Source organism: Reinekea forsetii, from assembly GCF_002795845.1.
GTDB classification, from domain to species: domain Bacteria; phylum Pseudomonadota; class Gammaproteobacteria; order Pseudomonadales; family Natronospirillaceae; genus Reinekea; species Reinekea forsetii.
On record NZ_CP011797.1, the window covers coordinates 2,091,665 to 2,110,326 of the forward strand.

15 protein-coding genes are annotated in these 18,662 nt (G+C 44.8%); 7 read left to right on the top strand and 8 right to left on the bottom strand.

Going from position 1 to position 18,662, the window contains the following annotated elements; translation table 11 throughout:
- Window positions 1-2 precede the first annotated feature (2 nt).
- Genes REIFOR_RS09740 through REIFOR_RS09760 form a run of 5 tightly spaced genes read left to right on the top strand, consistent with a single transcriptional unit; the run spans window position 3 to window position 4,939 of the window.
- Window positions 3-950 (top strand): ATP-grasp domain-containing protein, encoded by a 948-nt coding sequence (locus tag REIFOR_RS09740; RefSeq protein WP_100257369.1) that lies wholly within the window; start codon window positions 3-5, stop codon window positions 948-950.
- Window positions 934-2,103, top strand: a complete 1,170-nt coding sequence (locus REIFOR_RS09745) for an MFS transporter (protein ID WP_145980277.1) — start codon at window positions 934-936, stop codon at window positions 2,101-2,103. The genes REIFOR_RS09740 and REIFOR_RS09745 overlap by 17 nt, the downstream gene beginning before the upstream one ends.
- Complete coding sequence (locus tag REIFOR_RS09750) at window positions 2,096-3,256, top strand: ATP-grasp domain-containing protein (protein ID WP_100257371.1); 1,161 nt, start codon at window positions 2,096-2,098, stop codon at window positions 3,254-3,256. Before REIFOR_RS09745 ends, REIFOR_RS09750 begins: the two co-directional genes overlap by 8 nt.
- 2 nt (window positions 3,257-3,258) lie before the next feature.
- On the top strand, window positions 3,259-4,470 hold the full coding sequence (locus REIFOR_RS09755; protein WP_100257372.1) for an ATP-grasp domain-containing protein: 1,212 nt from the start codon (window positions 3,259-3,261) through the stop codon (window positions 4,468-4,470).
- Window positions 4,460-4,939: a GNAT family N-acetyltransferase gene (locus REIFOR_RS09760; RefSeq protein WP_100257373.1), complete on the top strand. Its 480-nt coding sequence runs from the start codon at window positions 4,460-4,462 to the stop codon at window positions 4,937-4,939. Before REIFOR_RS09755 ends, REIFOR_RS09760 begins: the two co-directional genes overlap by 11 nt.
- Window positions 4,940-5,104: 165 nt before the next feature.
- On the opposite strand, the gene REIFOR_RS09765 is transcribed toward REIFOR_RS09760, so the two are convergent.
- Both REIFOR_RS09765 and REIFOR_RS09770 read right to left on the bottom strand, forming a co-directional pair.
- The gene (locus REIFOR_RS09765) at window positions 5,105-5,971 is read right to left on the bottom strand and encodes a DMT family transporter (RefSeq protein WP_100257374.1); all 867 of its coding nucleotides are present in this window, start codon (window positions 5,969-5,971) and stop codon (window positions 5,105-5,107) included.
- Window positions 5,971-6,459 carry a DUF3293 domain-containing protein gene (locus tag REIFOR_RS09770; RefSeq protein ID WP_100257375.1) on the bottom strand — a complete coding sequence of 163 codons (489 nt, stop codon included), beginning with the start codon at window positions 6,457-6,459 and terminating at the stop codon, window positions 5,971-5,973. Before REIFOR_RS09770 ends, REIFOR_RS09765 begins: the two co-directional genes overlap by 1 nt.
- A gap of 322 nt (window positions 6,460-6,781) precedes the next feature.
- On the opposite strand from REIFOR_RS09770, the gene REIFOR_RS09775 reads away from it, so the two are divergent.
- Window positions 6,782-7,603, top strand: a complete 822-nt coding sequence (locus REIFOR_RS09775) for an N-formylglutamate amidohydrolase (RefSeq protein WP_100257376.1) — start codon at window positions 6,782-6,784, stop codon at window positions 7,601-7,603.
- Window positions 7,604-7,659: 56 nt separating this feature from the next.
- Window positions 7,660-8,190: a hypothetical protein gene (locus REIFOR_RS09780; RefSeq protein ID WP_145980279.1), complete on the top strand. Its 531-nt coding sequence runs from the start codon at window positions 7,660-7,662 to the stop codon at window positions 8,188-8,190.
- Between the two features lie 94 nt (window positions 8,191-8,284).
- Here the strand turns inward: REIFOR_RS09780 and REIFOR_RS09785 are convergent, their stop codons facing one another.
- The 6 genes from REIFOR_RS09785 to REIFOR_RS09810 all read right to left on the bottom strand — a co-directional run bounded on the left by REIFOR_RS09785 (window position 8,285) and on the right by REIFOR_RS09810 (window position 18,592).
- Window positions 8,285-8,611, bottom strand: coding sequence for a hypothetical protein (locus REIFOR_RS09785; RefSeq protein ID WP_145980280.1), 327 nt, complete (start codon window positions 8,609-8,611; stop codon window positions 8,285-8,287).
- 419 nt (window positions 8,612-9,030) lie between these two features.
- Window positions 9,031-9,918 carry a hypothetical protein gene (locus REIFOR_RS09790; protein ID WP_100257379.1) on the bottom strand — a complete coding sequence of 296 codons (888 nt, stop codon included), beginning with the start codon at window positions 9,916-9,918 and terminating at the stop codon, window positions 9,031-9,033.
- A 42-nt stretch (window positions 9,919-9,960) separates the two neighbouring features.
- Window positions 9,961-12,024 carry a DEAD/DEAH box helicase gene (locus REIFOR_RS09795; protein WP_100257380.1) on the bottom strand — a complete coding sequence of 688 codons (2,064 nt, stop codon included), beginning with the start codon at window positions 12,022-12,024 and terminating at the stop codon, window positions 9,961-9,963.
- A gap of 143 nt (window positions 12,025-12,167) precedes the next feature.
- Entirely contained in the window at window positions 12,168-14,219 is a 2,052-nt protein-coding gene (brxL, locus tag REIFOR_RS09800) for a protease Lon-related BREX system protein BrxL (protein ID WP_100257381.1), read from the bottom strand.
- A gap of 20 nt (window positions 14,220-14,239) precedes the next feature.
- The gene (gene pglZ, locus REIFOR_RS09805) at window positions 14,240-16,849 is read right to left on the bottom strand and encodes a BREX-1 system phosphatase PglZ type A (RefSeq protein ID WP_100257382.1); all 2,610 of its coding nucleotides are present in this window, start codon (window positions 16,847-16,849) and stop codon (window positions 14,240-14,242) included.
- A 3-nt stretch (window positions 16,850-16,852) separates the two neighbouring features.
- Window positions 16,853-18,592, bottom strand: coding sequence for a DUF262 domain-containing protein (locus REIFOR_RS09810; RefSeq protein WP_100257383.1), 1,740 nt, complete (start codon window positions 18,590-18,592; stop codon window positions 16,853-16,855).
- Between the last annotated feature and the right edge of the window lie 70 nt (window positions 18,593-18,662).

Genomic DNA, 18,662 nt, shown 5'->3' on the forward strand with positions numbered 1-18,662 from the left:
AGGTGATTTTCCTACTAGCCAACAACTTACAGAAACTGGATGATAATAAGGTTGGTTTTTCGAATCATCTACTGGAGATCGAAGAAAAAGTCTTCATAGGTGACATAAACACAATCGTATTTCGGAATAATGAGTATTTCATCCAAGGCACCGACATTAAAGAGCCTCTTCGGCTGGGGTCGGCCGTCAGTCCAGTAGTAGAGACGAACATGCGTAAAGCAAGAATCATTTGGCCACTAAATCAACCAGCCGAATGTTTTAAGCTAGATGTTTGGTCAATGTTGTACGCCATTTACCAAGAAACACCTATGGTCAATGATCCATCGAGCATGCTACTGGTCAACAATAAAGCTTTTTTATCAGCCATGCCCAGTAAAACCAGACCCAAGGGTGTCATTTCTTCCTTTAAAAAAGACCATCAAAATTTCGCCCGAACCCAAACCTCTATCATTAAGCCGTTGAATGATGGTTGCGGCAATGGCGTCTTTCAGCTGGGCGCAGGCAATACAAACGATACGGCGATCATTCAATATCTTTGCGGGGGTGGCAGTGGCGACAGCATTCACAGCTCGGCTGTGAAGGGTCTTGATAGACAATATGCGTACACCCAAGAACAGATTGCCGATAGTGTTGAATATCGACTAATAATAGCCGCCGGCGAAGTAATTGGGGTGCATGGGAGGAGCCGAACTAAGGAACATAGAGGCAATATCAGTCAGAGTGGCATTTTTTTTGCCGTCCATGATATCGCCGGGTTTAAGGACGAATGGGCCTGGCTGGCGAAAAAACTCACCTCTTTAAGGCTAAATTATTGCGGTTTAGACATTATCGGAGGAAAACTCCTTGAGTTTAACTTGGTGGATCCAGGTGGTTTGTTTGATATACAACAGGAGCAGGGTTTGGACCTTTTCCCAGAAGCATGGGAGCGAATTCGTGCAGCCGTTTCGTAGTTCTATATCATGGGTTATTACCCCGCTCCAAACTGGCTTATTAGGCGGAATATTATTATCATTCGTTTCATTTTGGATGTTTCGAACCGCTCTAAACACCTATGTGGCATCCCAAGATGGCACACCCTTTCATTTGTCTATCATAGAATCTGCATACTTCCTGCCATCCCTATTCTTCACTCTGATAGGTGGCCAGATTGCCGACTCAGACAAGAGGCGAAACTCGCTAATTATTTTGCTGCTGATCTACCTTGCTTTACAACTACTATTGGGCATGCACATCCTATTGCTGGGCTACAGTTTCGTAACGTTGGCGCTCATTACCGCTATGCTAGGCGTGACGGGTGCTTTAAAAAACCCTGTGACGGAATTAGTTGTAAAAGATTTTGCTACTGACAACATCAACCACCTGATATCTGGAAGCATGTTGGCGTTTAACCTTGGCAGGGTCATTGGACCTATAATCGTTGGCTTGGCCGCTATACAGTGCTCAAAAGCATCGATAATTCTAGTTGCTGCTGCAATAAACCTTCCGTTAGTTTTTATACTTCTTTATACAAAAACCAACCAGGACGGACAGCGTTCAATTCAAATCGAACCAGACACTAATATGAAACGGCCAATCTCGAGCCTTGTGGTAATTACTTCCCTGTACTTTATTTGTTCAAATTTACTCTGGACAACCTTGCCATTTGTCTTAGCCGATCTGCCAGCATACGCGACGACCGTCTATGGTTATTGTTTTTCTGTGTTTGGTTTAGGCGCCGTTGCCGCAGCACCTCTATATCCAAGATTACGTCGATCCCTTACCTTTACTCAGCTATTCACTATTTCTGCCTTATTCTACTCAGTGGTGTATGTGATGTTTTTAAGCAAAAATATACCACTAATACTCGCCTCCGTTTTCCTAGCCGGAATATCCATGACAATATTCGGTTCAGGTATCTCTTCCTATATTTTAGAGGAATCTACACAACGAAACGGACGCGATATGTCTATTCTAATTACTGCGATGAACTCCTCATTGGCATTTGGAAGCCTCTTTCTAAGCGCCCTTGTAACCAAGTTCGGAATTGGGATTGGCGTTGCGTTAACGACCACCATTCTGGTTTTTATAATCCCGTTATATTCATGGAGATACCTAAATGTATAGGGTTCTGGTTTTGGACGGCAATAGATCAGCTTTGAATGCCATACCAATAGGGTTTGATGTTTATTTTTTGCAGTCGTTAGAGCGTAATAGTCTAGTGTCCGACCACGCACAGGATCATATACTGATCTATAGAGATAAAAACGAAGCAGTAAACATTGCAGCCCGGCTCCACCGCGATTTCAAACTCGATTCAGTACTGTGCTTTTATGAGTTTTCACTTGAACTGGCGGCGACTATTGCAGATAGCTTATCTATTACAGGACATAGCCCAGATGTTATTAAAAGGACACGAAATAAGTTAGCCATGAGAGAATTTTTTAGGGATGGTATATTTGATAATGTTCCTTTTTATAACGTCTTGGATATTGCTACTGATGAACATCTTTTAAGCGGATTGAGCTATCCAATAGTCATAAAGCCAATAGACGGCGCAGGTTCTGCAGGGGTGAAAATACTTGATGATAAAGGGGCGTTAAAGACATTCTTAGTGTCTACAGGCCCAGAAGATTACGCAGATTACATGATTGAACAGTTCATTAATGGCACAGAATATAGTGTAGAGGCTTTGGTACTAGAGGGTGAAATATACCACATCGAGCTAACAAGGAAGTTTAAGTATTTAAATCAAACGGTTGAGATTGCGCACCAATATCCTGCAATAGTCAACAGCAGCATCCGCTCGGCAATCACTCAATTTGTTAGCAGGATGATTCAAGACCTTAAAATACAATTTGGCCCAGTACACACCGAGGTCATACTCTCGGACAGTTCCGAGATACATCTGGTTGAGACCCACACTCGTTATGGGGGAGATAGGATATGGTTGATGACAAAGGATGTCTCTGGCTTTGGCCCCCAAGAGGCCGGCTATTTTACGAGTGTCGGCTTGCCGCCGATTAAAACGGATACTGCTTGGAAGAGCGCATTTGTGTACTTTCACCATGGACCAGGACGAATCACTTCAGTTGATTTGCAAGCTACAGATTTACAGAAGGCAGAAGTCCATCACGAGATAGAAATCAATACAGCCAAGATTCACAGCATCCCTAGGTCTTCCGATGACCGGTTCGGTTTTAGTTATGCAAAATTTAGGAAACCTCATGACCCTAGTGCATTATTACAGATGTTTAAAAAAATAATTTTGTTGGAGTAACTATGTTTGTATATGTCCTTGAAACAAATACTACGGGTTCCGGGCTGGATATTCTGAGATGCAATGAAGGCAAATGCATTCTAGTTACCTCAGACATTCAAAAATACAGGAATGACATTTCCTATTCCGAACTGCACCGCGAGAACACAATTTCATTTGACACCTTCAATCATATGGTCGGCAGTAGCAATTGGGCCGGCAAAGAGCCTATGGCAATAATCTCGAATTCCGACAGACGGCTAGCAGATGCTATCAATTACAGTACTAAACTTGGCTTGCCCTGCCCAAATATTGGGACGTTGGCGTCTTTTATGGATAAAAGTGAATTTAGACGATCATCGGAGTCAAATGGGGTGCCTACCCCAAAGTATGGGATAATAAATGATCGATATACGCATCAGATTCAAGCTTTGGCGGTAAATTTCCCAGTAGTTGTTAAACCGAACACCGGCACGGGCAGTATAGGCGTCATGCTCTGCTACGACAGCCGTGAACTGGAATATGCCGTTGAACAAGCATTCTGCTATGGAGCTTCAACTGGCGTGTTGATCGAAGAATACATCGAAGGGCCGCTCTATTCATTGGAGGTGGTTTTCGATGTTAACAAAGAGTACGCAATATTAGGGATAACGAATCGTGAACTTGGACCTGCCCCATTCTTTGTTGAAACGGGTTATTCCTTCCCCGTATACCTCTCGGGAGAATATGTCGAAAGTGTTATTGACCAGTTACTGCCCTTGGTGCCGCCTAATCAGTCGATTATGCTTCATGTCGAATTCATCGTGGATATTAATTCAAGGAAACCGATATTGGTTGAAGTGAACCCGCGAGTAGGTGGCGGTATGCTGTCACGGATGATGTCCGATAGTTTGGGTATAAATGTATTCGAATACTATCTTAAATCTTGGATGCAACGAATCGACTGCACCGGCATTTCATCATCAAGGACGGACAAGGTAACGACACATTTTTGGAAGTACCCAGATAGAAAGGGCCAGGTATCAATACTCATAAACGGGTTAAAACCCCTACTCTCTGATTTTGTAATCTATTATAAAGTCTTGGTCAGTGAGGGGGACGTTGTAGAGGTGGCTAGGGATTTCAATGGGCCATTGTGCAGTGTACTAATTCAGTCAACTTCAATTACACTGAATTTTGATCTAAAGGATTACTTTAGAAAATCATTGGATGGAGCCTTTACATATGACAATTAACATTCGGCCCATCGACAGAGAACATAAAAAGCAAATAGTAGCAATCACCTCCGCTCTCGAAAATAACCTGTTCAATCCGAACCCACCCTCTTCAAATGAATCAGCAGATGTCGTTGAGGAGTGGATCCTTAACAGCAAACGAAAACCGATGTATAGAGCAGCCCTAATGGATAATTTGGTGGTTGGGATTGGTGGCGCGGTTGAAAAGAATTTAGATGGCTATGGACCCTTTGCAAACATCTATTTCCGGGTTTGCCATAATCATACCGGCCAAGGCATTGGTAAGGCATTAGCGATACGGGGAATCGAGGAAGCGATGGCGTTGAGATTGACTTGTTTGGCTATTACTAGGGCTAATAATATTCCTGCCATCAAACTGTTAGAATCGCTACAGTTTCGGCCAATTAAATGCCGTAGCCCTGATCTTGAGAAAAGCCAAATTGTTTTCGAACTCAATCCTGTCCCGTAGTTTGACTACGGGTCATGGCAAGACGATTTAAGCAAAACTTGTCTTAGTGTTGACTCCTATTGTTACTAAAATGACTAAATAACAAAGATATACATTGCCCTGCTTTTTTTACCCTCCCCTACTTGGCCTTTGCCACTTTAATCCCCCCCTATATGGCGAGATGATTTATGCGAATGAGATGACGGCAACGCCAACGAAACCAACGCAGAGTGCGGCGATTTGACGACGAGTTACCCTTTCTTTATTGAGCCAAGCAATAATCACCGCAAAGAGCGGACTGCTCGCTAACAGTGTTTGTGCAAGTCCTGCTGACAGTAAATCTAATGACCACTGCAGCATAAATACACCGATCACCGTGCCAAGAAAAATCGCCAGTATGAGCTTGGTGCTTTGCCGACGGTTAAGCGGTTGGAATCGAATCCTTTGTTTTTGCAGGCGTAAATATCCCAGACCAACGACAGTGAACAGTAGCCCACCCGCAAGACGCCACACTGCAGACTCCAGTACGCCTAATTCAGTAGTACTCAGATAATAACGAGAAACTAATGCGCCCGTCGCTTGGCAGCAAGCGGCTGTAATGGCAAACAATACCGCCACCAGGTCTAACCGGTTGTGATGGCGCCAGCCAATGGCCAGGTCGGATGCCAATAAAACTAAGAATATACCGGCGTAGTGAAGCCAGGTTAACGTCTCACTGAGTAAGACAAAGGCAAGGGTTATGACAATAAATGGCGCAAGCGTCTCAGCGATGAGCAGAGTGTTTTGCTCGCCAATGCGGTTCAACGATGCAAATAAAGCCGTATCGCCTAACCCAATTCCTATTACTCCACTGAGCATCAGTATTAGAGCGGTATTTAAATCGGCGGAGTAATTGATTGGCAACAACCATAACAACACAGCTAGAACGACTACTGCGATGAGGTTCTTACTAAAGTTTAATAATAGAACCGACCACTGGGCAGTACTGTGCCCATAAAAACGCGCCGACAATGCCCAGAAGAATGCCGCCGTGAGTGCCACTGCTATGCCCATTAACTTATTCCGATAAAATAGAAATACAAAAGAAAGACAGTCCGCGCTGCCACTGAAGGGTTCGATTGAAGCAGCACCAACTGAGGAACACCGTCTGAGTCACTCCAAATGATCGCGTTTTGTCTATAAGTGACACCAAGTAGTTTCGCTGAATCAATTGTCGTACCAAATACGAGAAAACTATCCTCTCCTGGCCAATCTCCTGATGGGTGTTGCCCAATTCCATCAATGAAGTTCAACTCCAAAGCGACCAAATCATGCGCTAAGTCTAAATTAAACTTATTGTTGTGGGTATCGTCGTAAGCATGACTAAATGGATTCCAAGCAGTTATGAATACGCTGGTGCTTACAGACTGCTGCCTGTAAAGCCTTAGTAAGTCGCTATTAGCTTGGCCAATCTTGAGTACGAACGGACTTTCACCCAATACACGGTACTCGGTCTCTTCATACGCCTGAATCATTTGGGCGTCAGTCACTGTTCCAGTCATGCCTGTAATCTCTACCTAATTTTGAAAATCATAATGAATCCAACTTATCAGCCTAAAGACCAAAACGCTCTTCATACCCTACTTTATCTAACAACCTACCAATTTATATCAGTTTTTGCGACTATATAATCTGTTGGAGCCTCATTTTGGTCAGAAACCGGTGACCTACTATCGAAAGTCCCCGCTTTTCCATAGTATTAATCACGCTCAAGGGTCAGTGACCAAAATTAAGGCCGGAATTGTCCTGCAAGATAATAGTGGCCAATAGGGGTAAAAAACCCTGATCGAGTACTTAAATCTTACTAATATGGGCAAATAAGCTATGAACGATCCAAGTTCTCATCAGAAATATGCTGATACTAAGCTTCCAATCATCGCGCACGTCCCTCACGACAGCACTCATATTCCAAAGGAAGATCAAGTCAATTTTCTACGCAGCTTTGCAGCATTAGGCCCAGAAATAAACAAACTGACCGACCACTTCACCGCTAGGCTGTTTCAGTCAGCTGCAGTTAACGTACAAGCACATGTCTTTCCGGTTAATCGCTTCTTGGTCGATGTTGAGCGCTTCGAGGATGATGAGATCGAACCTATGGCAGCAAAAGGCATGGGGGCTCTCTATACGCACGACACACAGGGTAAACGTTTCAGGGCTAGATTAACTGCACTAGAACGAGAGGACCTGCTTAACAAGTATTACCGGCCCCACCACGCCCGCTTGACTCAGTTGACACAGGAAGCGATAGCCCGCTCAAACCAAGGTTTAATAATAGATGCCCATTCGTTCCCGGACCGGCCCCTACCCTGTGATGACAGCCAAGCGACTGACCGGCCTGACATCTGTTTGGGAACAGATGCTTTTCACACGCCGGATTGGTTGATCGATCTTGTTAGAGTTCATTTCGAGCAAAGAGGCTATCAAGTCGAGCTTAACAGCCCCTACAGTGGAACAATGGTGCCCCTAGGTCTATATAAAAAAGACAACCGATTAAATTCGATCATGATCGAAATAAATCGACGTCTCTATCTCGATGATGCCTATCAAATAAACGACTCGGGGTTTACATCTCTACGGTCCTGCATCACCGACTTATATAGACTCATAACCATCGAGGCGGTGGTACATAGACAGCCAACCCAGTGAAATTTTATAATTGCCAACATCTAATAACTTATTGAAAAGTAATTATGGAGAATTTCATGCCAGACTTAGACAAACTAAAAAAAGCGATTTTGAAACCAAAAAACGTTCAACTCTTTGAAATTTACAATGAAGATGAACTTACCGATAAATTTGAGGAGATCCTCATTTTTACTCCAGAAAACTTTGGAATTGATGAAGAACTAATTGATGTTTTATTGGGTGAATACTTAGATGTTAATCCGGAGGATACTACTTTTACTGATACACAAAAAATTGAATATGGTCTCAGTATGTTTGCAGATGTTAGCCGGCTTTACCAATCAATCGAAACATATGTGGAGACTGTTTTTTACAAATTTGAATTGATCGATGCACAAGAATATTACATTGCATATCATGCGATTGTTGAAAATCCAGGCATGGGTGCTGAAATAGAAATAAGTAAAAATGGCCTTATCGGTATATTTACATCGGTGAAAGAATTAGAAGAAAAACTTGATAGTGACGGATATTCAGGGTTTTTTACGAATCCGAAAAAACTCGAACAAGATCAAGCTAAGTATATCCTTGAAAACTGGGAAAAGTAAATTGTGTGATGCTCGTAAAACCTCAGTGACAAAGCATCTTGGTTTCTCGGCAGACTCCCATGCTGAATGCCAATCAGCTACCTATAGCTCAAAACTAAGATTCTTCGTTCCATAGCCGATCTAATGCCTCAGACAAAGCTATTGAGATGTGAGCAATAGCGGCTATTGCCTCTTCCATTTCAAGCTGCACACCTAACCAGCTTTCTGCATTATCGAATGCTAACAGCAACTCTTCAACCGATTTGATATTTTCTATTGTATGCTGGGGCTGCCAACCCCGACCATCACCCTCCAATAATTCTCCGTATTTGGACAATATCAGAGTATATTCACCAGCAAAATGACGAAGCTCTATTCTATCCTTCCAGTCATCAGTCATTGTAAACTCATCACTTTCGTAAATAACCACTTGATTTGTCATCTGAGTCATATCTCTTAAAAGCTTATGGTTTTGTCGGCTATAGTACTAAGGCTTCCAGATACTCTTCTTCATATCAATAAGCCTTTTATTTTATACTCATGCTTGACTCTCGCAGATGCATTAAATACGCTTGATTTTTCTTATAGCGACTATTTATTACGAAATTCATACATTTTTCTATGCATATTAAATGCAAATCGGCCAGAGCCATCACCACGACTGTTTTTACTATTTTCAATAATCATGGAAGATTAAACTTACTTAGCTCAGAAATCGCAGTCTCTTTACGATATTGAACGCCTTATTACCAATTCAACAAAGGTAGATCAAAATCAATCACATTGTTCACTTACTTTGGTCTATATAATGCATCCGCTATACATGTTGAAAATCTTAATAAATTAAAAACTTTTAATTTCCTAACTAGATAAACATAGTTGTGAGATCTCCTTATTGAATTTCGTTAAGAATATACCCGCTTTTTCGATGGTTTCAATTCGAACCTTTTTCCTAAGCTGGAAGGTAAACTTAAAGCTAAAAAATTTAATATCACTGTTCATCCAGTTTTTTTCTAGAAAACATAGCTCATCAAAATTACTTGACATATCCTCGAGCTTAACAATCACCGACTGCACCAACTCAAACAAAGATATGGCTCGATTATAGTTGGCATGAACTTCAATGGTTGCCGCCTCGTAAAGCTCAATTCTTTGCTCCACTTTTTTTGATTGCCGATACGTTAAATAGGTCGCAATTGCAACCCCCGGAACAACGGCTATTCCGACAAGAATCGCTGCACCGCCTGCCATTCCGGCACCGCCCATAACGAGGGCACCACCTCCAAACCATGCCAGCAATGCATTTGTTGCTGCCGCTCCGGACAAAGCGCTGATCGCTGTGCCGGTAGAGGCAGCACCAAACATTGTCACCAGCCCGATCGAGCCAACGGTCAATGTTAATCCACCTGCTGCACCGCCAAACAATGACACTCCCGCCTGGATATTCTCACCCATCACGCTCCCTGAAGGGGGCCTAGAGTTTTGAAGATTATACACTACAAGCGATTTTGACAAAAAACGTCCATGTCTACTTTTAAGTAACTTCGAGACATTTTTTTTAAATTTGGTCTCTAACTTTACTATATACTTCGCGCTGGTTTTCAACCTATCAATAACAACATTTAGACTATGCTTATCCTCCTCATAGGCAGACTTTTTAATCGACATTTTCTTATTCAATTCAGCAAGTTCAAAATACTCGCCTAACGTAAGTATCCCTAATATTAATTTAATTATTTCACCAAACATAAAACTTCATATCCTAAAATCTAATAAGAATCCTCATCTGAGCTAATTTGAGAAACGACTAAATAGCCCTCCATACTGAGACTTATCAGATAAAAACAGAAACAAGTTGCTCTTCGATCGAGTTATCGATGTGTAAACAATTTCATCATCATCATTTTTAAGCAGCACACAAAATACAGTTTTGCATTCCAAACCTTTAAAGCTATGAATGGTCGACATTTTTAAGTTACCACTATTCTGGTAAAAATGAATTTTCTTAGCCCTACTTAATTTTTCAAGTGCGTCATCCACACGACTACATCGGGCCACCACGTCCTTACTTAATCGCATTAAAGATCTTGAAGAATGAAAACCGTCATATTCTTGTTCGGTTATTTTAAAAGCTAACAAGGCCGCCAATAATTCTTTCTTATCTGTAAAAGTGACCTTGGTATGCTCAAATGCACCAATAAACTGTTCAATCACTCTAAGCACCCTAATGTCTGAGCAAAGCACAGCAATATCATTCGGTACTAGATCATGGTCTTTAATAGATTTTTTAATTTCAGTTGCGACAAATTGGCCAATAGCATAGGCGCACTCGCCATCCAAATAAGGCTTTAGCCTGATTAGGTCGAAGTTCATTTTCATCTGAGTAGGTGAAATTTCATACTTGTCTACATCATCATATTTATCGAGCAAGTAAGTAGACTGAAACTCCTCGTATAAAGATAACAGTGGTGAGCTGGCGTCGTGACGATACGACTTCTTGAGTGACTTCCATCGGCCAAATCCTTGTGCAATTACAGCCTCTCTTTCTTTTTGGTTTCGTTTATATATATTTTGAGATTGATCACCAAATAAAACAATCTCCCCTTCATCCCGAAGGAAAAAGTCTCTTACGATTTTTACCCATTCGGATTCAAAATCCTGTATTTCGTCAATCAAAATCGTATCATATTTAAATAAATCGACTTCATTTTCAAAGTACGCCCTATTTTTGTATTCCTTATCCAACCTTTCTTTTTGGGAGTATGAAGATACGCCCCCATCCAGCCCTTCAAGTGGTTTTTCAATATTATTGAGTTGTGAGTAAAAAAACTGATGGTAATTAGTTATTTCTATTTTATTAAATTCAATTCGATCGATATCATCTGGGCTTATATCTTGCTTTCGTTGCTGGAACATCATGGCTACCTTGTCCCGAAGATACGGCCTGAGAGACAGATTGAAGGTTAATATCAATACTGACCCGCCATGCCTAAATAATGCATCGACGGCGCGTGCCGCTATAATAGTAGATTTACCACAACCAGCAACACCCTTAATCTTAGCGTGTTCCTGAGTGCTAATCGAAAATAGCTTTTGTTGGCGATCCAAGACTATATCAACTCCCTGGGATTTTACAAAATCTGGAGGATCTAACCTTCGCTTAAAATCTTGATATATCTCATCAGTAAAGAGGATGTGAGACTTCATTTTAATTATTTTTCCAATTAACTTATCTAGACTATCTCTTGAACCAGAAGCTGAGATATCTCGCTTTATTTGCCTTATTTTACGATCTAGATAATCCATTTTATTCTTGTAAACAGAAAAATGAGACGGCTTTTGCTCACTTGAAAGGAGATTGAATTGTTCGTTCGTGCCCTTAACTTCGTTGTCCAGGTCTGACTGACTATGCTCATATAACATACAAAGTGATTCATGGGTAGTATTGTGGAAATAAACAAATGCAGATACAAGATTGTAAAAGTTCTTATTGAGAGGAGCTCTCAACCCTAATGACTGAATATGCAAGTCAAAAAGATTCTTTTTATATTTAAGGGCCTGCTGATGTGGCGATTTCTTATTATGCTTTTTTCCATCTTTTAGAACATACCAGGCATTACTACTATCGACTTCATAATGAGCAAAGTTCCAATCCTTCACCTCTATAACAACGACGCCCACTTTTTCTATTAATATAAGAATGTCGGGACGATCAGCGTCTAGATAGGGGTTAAAATAAATCTCAAAATCGTCAGATAACTTCAATGACAGCTGCTCGAGCAGGTATAGCTCCCCTGGTTCGGGCTTTACTGTCAACCGGTTAATATTCTCCAAAGAAGGAAATAATTTCGCCATTAGCTCTACCCGTCCATGTCCAATATATTTATAACTGGAAACCCATTATTGGTTTGGCACATGCGTTACCACATAATTCCAAACGCCGTTGAGTGCCAAAACGAAGCGCCATTTTATGTATAGCCCCGCTATGACCCCGACCCTCAATCCACCCCCAACGCCTTAAACACCGCTTCCACCGGATCCGCATAGAAGCTGGTTTGGAACTTGGTGAACAACTCCGGCGGAATGGTCGGGATATCCACCGCACTGCTCATCGGTAAGGCGACCTTTTTGGCGCCGGCGTCGAAAGCAACTTGCAAACACTCGGCTATGCTGGCTACCGGGGTGACACTGCCACCCAAACTCATATCGCCCATCACCACCATTTGGTTCTGCACCGGCCGGCCTAATAGGCCAGACGAAAAGGCGACCAGGCTGGCTAACGCTAGGTGGGTAAAGGGGCCGGTGTTTTGCAGTTCAATGGCATGGATGTGAAAATCGTGTTCACTGACCTTGGTGCCAGCGCTGATGCGGGTGGCATTGGCTTTAAAATAATCGAAAGCAATCTTCACCTGCTCCTTGGCGGCACTGGAGTTCCACAGGCCCGAGGTCGCCAGCTTGCCGCTACCCTTGGTCACTTGCAGCTCCAAACGATACAAACCGGGCATGCCTTTACTGCTCAAGCCAATGGTGTGTAGCACGCCCGGTTTGGCCGGGCCATCGGGAATGAGTCCGCCGCCGCCCTGCTCTTTCACCGAGACAAAATGTTCTTCCAGGCTGTCGTTATCGATATAGCTAAAATGCACATCGTAAAACTCCATGCCGCCGATTTTTTTCAGCTGTTCTTTGACGCGTCGGCGCACCTGTAAGGCGTATGCCAAACACTCGCGCACATCTTCCTTACCAAACTGGCCATGGGGATAGAGTAGTTTCATCAGACCCGAGGTTGTTTTACGCACGGCAATCACATCTCGCTGATTTAGGTTGTTGCCCAGCTTGAAATATTTATCGATGCTATCGGCAAAGCTGCGCTTGCGCATCTCGCGATAGAACTCGGCCAGGTAGTCGACAATCAGGCCATATCGGTCGGTGAAAAACTCCGGCCGCATCTTCGGTATTTCCCATCCTGGGATATAAGAGTGGAAGCGATCGAAAAAAGCCGCGTCGATCATCGCCTCGGGGAATGGCGCCAGCAAGTGGCTGGTTTTCACCAGCGATTCCACACTCTGGTTAATATTGCCAATAAAGACCATGCCGGCCGACGCTTCCATCTGTTCACGGCCACGTGCGAACGAGCCTGAGGCCATGTAATCCTTCATGATCTGCACGCCGTCTTTATCTTTAAAAGAAATGCCCGCCACCTCATCGAAGGCGACCAAATCCCACAGGCCCACCAAACCAATACGCCGACTGCTCATATTGTAAAACAGGTTGGCAACGGTGGTTTGGCCACCGGAGACCAAGATACTGTTCGGCGAGCACTCTTTATAGATGTGGCTCTTACCGGTGCCGCGCGGGCCTAGCTCACAGACGTTATAGTTGTTTTCCACAAAGGGCACCATACGCGCCAGTAAATGCCACTGCACATCGACATCAAGCGTTGACGGCTCCATACCGATCGAGCGCACCAGAGTTTCGCGCCACTGATCGGTGCTTAGGGCCGCACGGCCGGCGAACAGTTCGTCCATATCCATATTGGCCATTTGGATCGGTTTGAGCACGGTGACACCAAAGGGCGAGGTGGTCTGCCCCTCTTCAAAGTAGTAACTCAGGGTCGCAATAACCCAAATACCGCCCACCAACAGCTTTTCATTTGCCTTCACAATGCCGGCCGAGATCTCGGCATCCTTAATGCCCAAATTACTGAACGACGCCTCGTACTTGTCTTTGCGCTCGTTGAGCCGCACCGTAACCCGGTCAATCACCTTGTAGGTACCGCGTTCGCGCACCAGTGACTTAACCTTCTCAGATTCATCGGGCCGCACGTAGTTCTCGGTGAGAATGCTTTTAACGTTCGCTAAACCCTGTTCAATAACCTCCGGATCGTCGGTCGCGCAATACATGCCCAACAGGTATTCCAGCACGTATACCGGGACATTCGCGCCTTCTTTAATCAGCTTGGTTAGGTCTTTACGAACCACTCGGCCGCCAAAATGCTCATTCAGTAGCTTATCGAGGTCTGCCGTGTCGTGCGTGTTATCTAATTCGTTCATAGTTTTGGTCTTATCTGGGCCTAAAAGAAGTCGTCGGTAAACGCCAAGTCGATGGTGACTTTGTAGCGCTCCAGTTCTGTCTCGAGGTCTTTATCTTTAATGATTAGGAAGTAATCGGTGCTGCGATTAAAGGCACTGCCTTGTAACGACAGCCGTGCCTTCTTGACCCGGTCGGTCATCAGGTCAGAGGTGCTGTCAAAGGTGATCACCTCTTCACTCGACACCAGCTTATGGCCCTCATAAATAGCAATAGAGGCGGTCATCGGCAGCGCTTGTTCTCCGACCGCTTCGGTTTGCAGCAGATCAAAGTTTTGGATGTTGTTGACCATCTTCAAGCCTGCCTTGGCGGAGATCACACCAACCTTGGTTTTGGTGGGCTCACCACGCAGCGCCTTGGCAATTAGGATGGGCACAACAATCTCCTGGGGCATTACCCCACCGTGAACAAAGCGTGCTCCGCCGACAAAGTGAAAACGGTTAGTGCCCTTGGGCACCCAGAATTTGGTGTCTGCTTCGGTTCCGGCCGTTGCCCGGGTGGAGCCGTACAGGGCATCTTGCGGTTCGGGCAGGTTCTGCCCGACGACGTAGCGTTTTTTGCTCTTAATCACGTCCGCCGGCTTATCGGCCAGGCTGGTTCTATCGGCATCGGCCAATTTGCTTTGCTGGAACAGGAAGCCATGATCGGCCGTCACGATGACCGTTGAGGTATTAAAGTGCATTTGGGCTTTACGCACCAACTCGGCCAGTTCCGTTATGGCATCGCTCACGGCCTGAAAGGTCCGGCTTTCGGTGGCGCCATCGTCGCCTATGGCATCAACAACATTGTGATAGACATAAATCAGGTACTGGTCCTTCAGCGCCTGGCGGCCCTCGTCACGCGACCAAGAGCGCAATGTCTCGGCGGTAATGGCCATGCCATCGTACTGGGCCAATATCTTGTTGCGTTGCTGCGTGCCCTGGCTCGACAGCCCATCCACCAGCACGTCGTCGCTGTCGGCCTTATAGTCCAATGTTGTATGGGGCAGCAATGCGGCCATACCCAGGGTGGTGTAGCTGGGCACCACACCCAGTTGGCTGGTGAGTGTCGCCTTGCTGTTGCGTTTCTCATTCACTCTTTGTTCCAGCTCAACCGCCGCTTCGTAGCGGAAGGCATCGGAAATAATCACCATCACGCGTTTGTTTTTATCCCGGCCGAGCGCGCGCGCCACGGTATGCTGGTAAAACTGATGTTGCACTGGCACATCGGTAATGCGCCAATCGCTTAGGCGATTTTCATTGTCCAGGCGCTCACCCCAGTTTTTGGCCAAATTGTCCATAAACCAGTAGCTGTAACAGTTTTCGACCTCGTTATCGAGCTTCTTGAGCAGGTCCACCTGCGCCACCAGAGCCGCGGTATGATAGTGGCGATAGGCCATATCAAACTGATACAACTCGCCTTGGTAGGCGCGGTAAAGAGCATCGCAACTGGGGTAATGGAAGCCGTCGTCGTGTTGTCTGCGCAGGCTAAACAGGCTGATGGCGGCATCGAGTGCATCGTAAATCACCCGGTATTTGCGCCGGGTGTCGTCATCCTTATGGCGCGAGGCCCAATAGCTGTCGCGGCGCACGCTCACCACATCTTGAAAGCGCCCGAGGTCCTTTAGGTCCGCTTGCGGTATCACATCGGCCATGGCCACGATAATTTGCCGTTCAACCGCCTCAAAGGTGGCCACCGGCGCCAGGGCTTCCAGGCTCAGGTTGCTAATCTTGTCGCTAATGCCCAGGGCATTGGCCACCCAGGCAGAGATGCAATCGAACGAGGTATAGTAACGGGAACTGTCCCGCCAGCGGGAATTGAGTGCCCGCACCGAGGCCTGGGCACTGATCGAGGGCAACATCTGGTGAGTGGCCCAGTCGGGAATGTCGCCCAGGTTTTCACAAAAACCGGTCACCAACAGCCGAATCAAGAACCGGCCGAAGTTAACAGGCACCTCGGCATTGAACTCCTCCGCACTGGCTTGATAGCCAAAGCTGGCCTGCAACTGGGCTAAAAAGGTTGGTTGCAGGCCAAACTTGAGGAACTCCTCAATAATGCCGGGGGTCTGTTCCAGGCCCAGGTCTTCATCGGTCGTTTGCCGGGCAATGGCGAACAGAATATGGTTTAGATCGGCTTCATCCGCCTTGGCCAAAACCGCCATCATGGCGATATCAATGGCCAATGCATCGGCATCGGGTTGCAGCCATTTCTTTAGGGCCGTTAAGCGGCCTTTGCTGGCCAAAAACTTATCTCGCTGAGCCAAGTGCTCGCGCAGGCTGTGTTGGTGCAAGCCGAGGTCGTTAAAGATAATCGAGACGCGGTCGGCATAGAAGCTGCGCGAATAGAGTTTCATATCCAAGAGCCAGTCTTTTTGTACCTCTGGCTCGTCGAACGGGAAATAGAGCAGATACTTGCCCTGGGTATCGCTCAGTTCTAGCTTAAGCTTGGTGCCCAATTGCGACTCGGTGGCCATATTCAACACCGTGATATTGGGCAGGTCTAAATTGGCCAGCTCCGCGGTGAAATCTTGCGTGGGGTCGTACCAAAACACCAGGCGGTGGCCTTCTGCTGTAAAGGCTTGGTTTAGGCCGTCGTTCAATTGCGTTAGATTCATTTTTTATCCATTTAATAGATGCCCAATTCTCGATCTTAATGTTTTTTTCCTTGCTTCATAGAAATCAACAAATAGATTCAAATCATCAACCAAAAAATCAATCGCTTGTGACTGAAGATGGTTTCCCCTCGCAATTGGGTCAGGCCATTGCTGTTCATACCACAAATCAGGCATTTTTTGCCGCTTTTCATTATTAATTGAACCCTCTAACAATTGGAGGTTAGGAAGCTGATTGGACTGTTTAATGAGCAACTCAATTTGTTCGTCGTGCAGATCACTTTTTCTCAAGGCTGATTTATTAAACAGACCTTGAGGGTAAATATGGTCAACATGGAAGTGATGGGAAAAATCGAAACCTGGAAAAATAATAGACAACAATGCAAACGTACGTTTATTGCCGTAATCAATAGAGGATAGTTCATCGAGCTCTTCTTCGGTAAAGACCAACGACTTACCACGACCGGCCATAATCGCTTCAACTTCCTGCTCAGGGAATCCTGCGCGACCTCTATCAACGATCACTCTTCTAATTGCTGTGAGTAGTGTGTCTAAACCGCTCCCCCATATCCCAGACGACTTCAATAAGGACTTCACCAACCAATGCCGTAATAACGCCCGATCCTTTGCGAATTCACTTCGAGAAAGATAACTATCATCAAGGCCTCTGAAATGAAGGTAATAAGCAATTGGGAGCAATGCACTATCGGCTCGCAAATTTTGGCCATTAAACCCAAATGCTGACAGTAGCCGTACAGCTAATAGAAGTGATTGACGGACGCGCCCCCATGTGTCTTCTAACACTGCCATATTGGTTTTATTGAAATTTTCAACCTTAAAACCAACGCTACCAATATCTGAAAGCATCAACCCTGCTTTTAACACCAGATCCTTACTATATGAAAAACCATCTCCCTCCCGGTTCATCTCGTCTACGAGCGTATGAATTTCTTCTCTGGCATCAAGCTTATCCCATTGTGCTACAGCTATTGAGAGCAGAAGATCGGAATAGGAAAGCGGTGTTCCACCACTATTCATTCGAATGAAAATATTAAGAACTCGCTCAAGATCCTGGTTTTGTTCTTCGTAAAACGATATTTTATCTTGATCGTAAATAGTTCTACGGAGCAACCTTAAAACAACCCGAGCCCGTTTTCGATCATCTTTGCTTAGCTCTCGCTCATCAAGTTCATCAGTTAGGTCGTCGATATCATCTTCCAGGATCCTTCCAACTCTAAGCCAGATATGACTGGCAGTTACCTGCTCGGCTAATTCTTTAGTTAAGAATTCAAATTGATAAACCGAACCGGAATCATCGTCGGGAGCACCAAGGAGATTCAGATACAACCTCCGATAAGGAAATGCATCGTCACTGCTCCACCATTTTCCGGCCATTTTCCAGCTATATGATCCCCTTAACCCGATATTCAGTGCGGTCATCCTTTGCTGCCCGTCGAGAACGGCAACGAACTCTTGTTCGGGAAGTTCTGACAACCGTTCACAGTGAGGGTTATCACGTTGATGGTAGTCTTTGACAAAATCATAAAACTGATAAATATTCCTATTCTCCGGTTTTATCTTCCAAAAAAGGAATGTTCCAAATGGATAGCCCTGGAGCAAACTGTCAAATAGCTGGCATATCTGGTCCGGCTTCCATACAAACTCACGCTGAATTGCCGGAAGTATGTACTCCTTAGAGGCAACCTTGTCGATTAACGATTTAATGGTACCGCCAGCTTGATACATTTCAGGCCCTCAAATTAAGCTGTCTATATTGTAAGTTTGTGGTTCAACTAACCGTAATATTTTTCGATAT

What these genes read in the sequence shown, in the direction of transcription:
- REIFOR_RS09750 (WP_100257371.1), top strand. Translation starts at nt 2,096, where the DNA reads ATGTATAGGGTTCTGGTTTTGGACGGCAATAGATCAGCTTTGAATGCC.
- REIFOR_RS09755 (WP_100257372.1), top strand. Translation starts at nt 3,259, where the DNA reads ATGTTTGTATATGTCCTTGAAACAAATACTACGGGTTCCGGGCTGGAT.
- REIFOR_RS09760 (WP_100257373.1), top strand. Translation starts at nt 4,460, where the DNA reads ATGACAATTAACATTCGGCCCATCGACAGAGAACATAAAAAGCAAATA.
- REIFOR_RS09765 (WP_100257374.1), bottom strand. Translation starts at nt 5,971, where the DNA reads ATGGGCATAGCAGTGGCACTCACGGCGGCATTCTTCTGGGCATTGTCG.
- REIFOR_RS09770 (WP_100257375.1), bottom strand. Translation starts at nt 6,459, where the DNA reads ATGACTGGAACAGTGACTGACGCCCAAATGATTCAGGCGTATGAAGAG.
- REIFOR_RS09775 (WP_100257376.1), top strand. Translation starts at nt 6,782, where the DNA reads ATGAACGATCCAAGTTCTCATCAGAAATATGCTGATACTAAGCTTCCA.
- REIFOR_RS09780 (WP_145980279.1), top strand. Translation starts at nt 7,660, where the DNA reads ATGCCAGACTTAGACAAACTAAAAAAAGCGATTTTGAAACCAAAAAAC.
- REIFOR_RS09785 (WP_145980280.1), bottom strand. Translation starts at nt 8,611, where the DNA reads ATGACAAATCAAGTGGTTATTTACGAAAGTGATGAGTTTACAATGACT.
- REIFOR_RS09790 (WP_100257379.1), bottom strand. Translation starts at nt 9,918, where the DNA reads ATGTTTGGTGAAATAATTAAATTAATATTAGGGATACTTACGTTAGGC.
- REIFOR_RS09795 (WP_100257380.1), bottom strand. Translation starts at nt 12,024, where the DNA reads ATGGCGAAATTATTTCCTTCTTTGGAGAATATTAACCGGTTGACAGTA.
- brxL (WP_100257381.1), bottom strand. Translation starts at nt 14,219, where the DNA reads ATGAACGAATTAGATAACACGCACGACACGGCAGACCTCGATAAGCTA.
- pglZ (WP_100257382.1), bottom strand. Translation starts at nt 16,849, where the DNA reads ATGAATCTAACGCAATTGAACGACGGCCTAAACCAAGCCTTTACAGCA.
- REIFOR_RS09810 (WP_100257383.1), bottom strand. Translation starts at nt 18,592, where the DNA reads ATGTATCAAGCTGGCGGTACCATTAAATCGTTAATCGACAAGGTTGCC.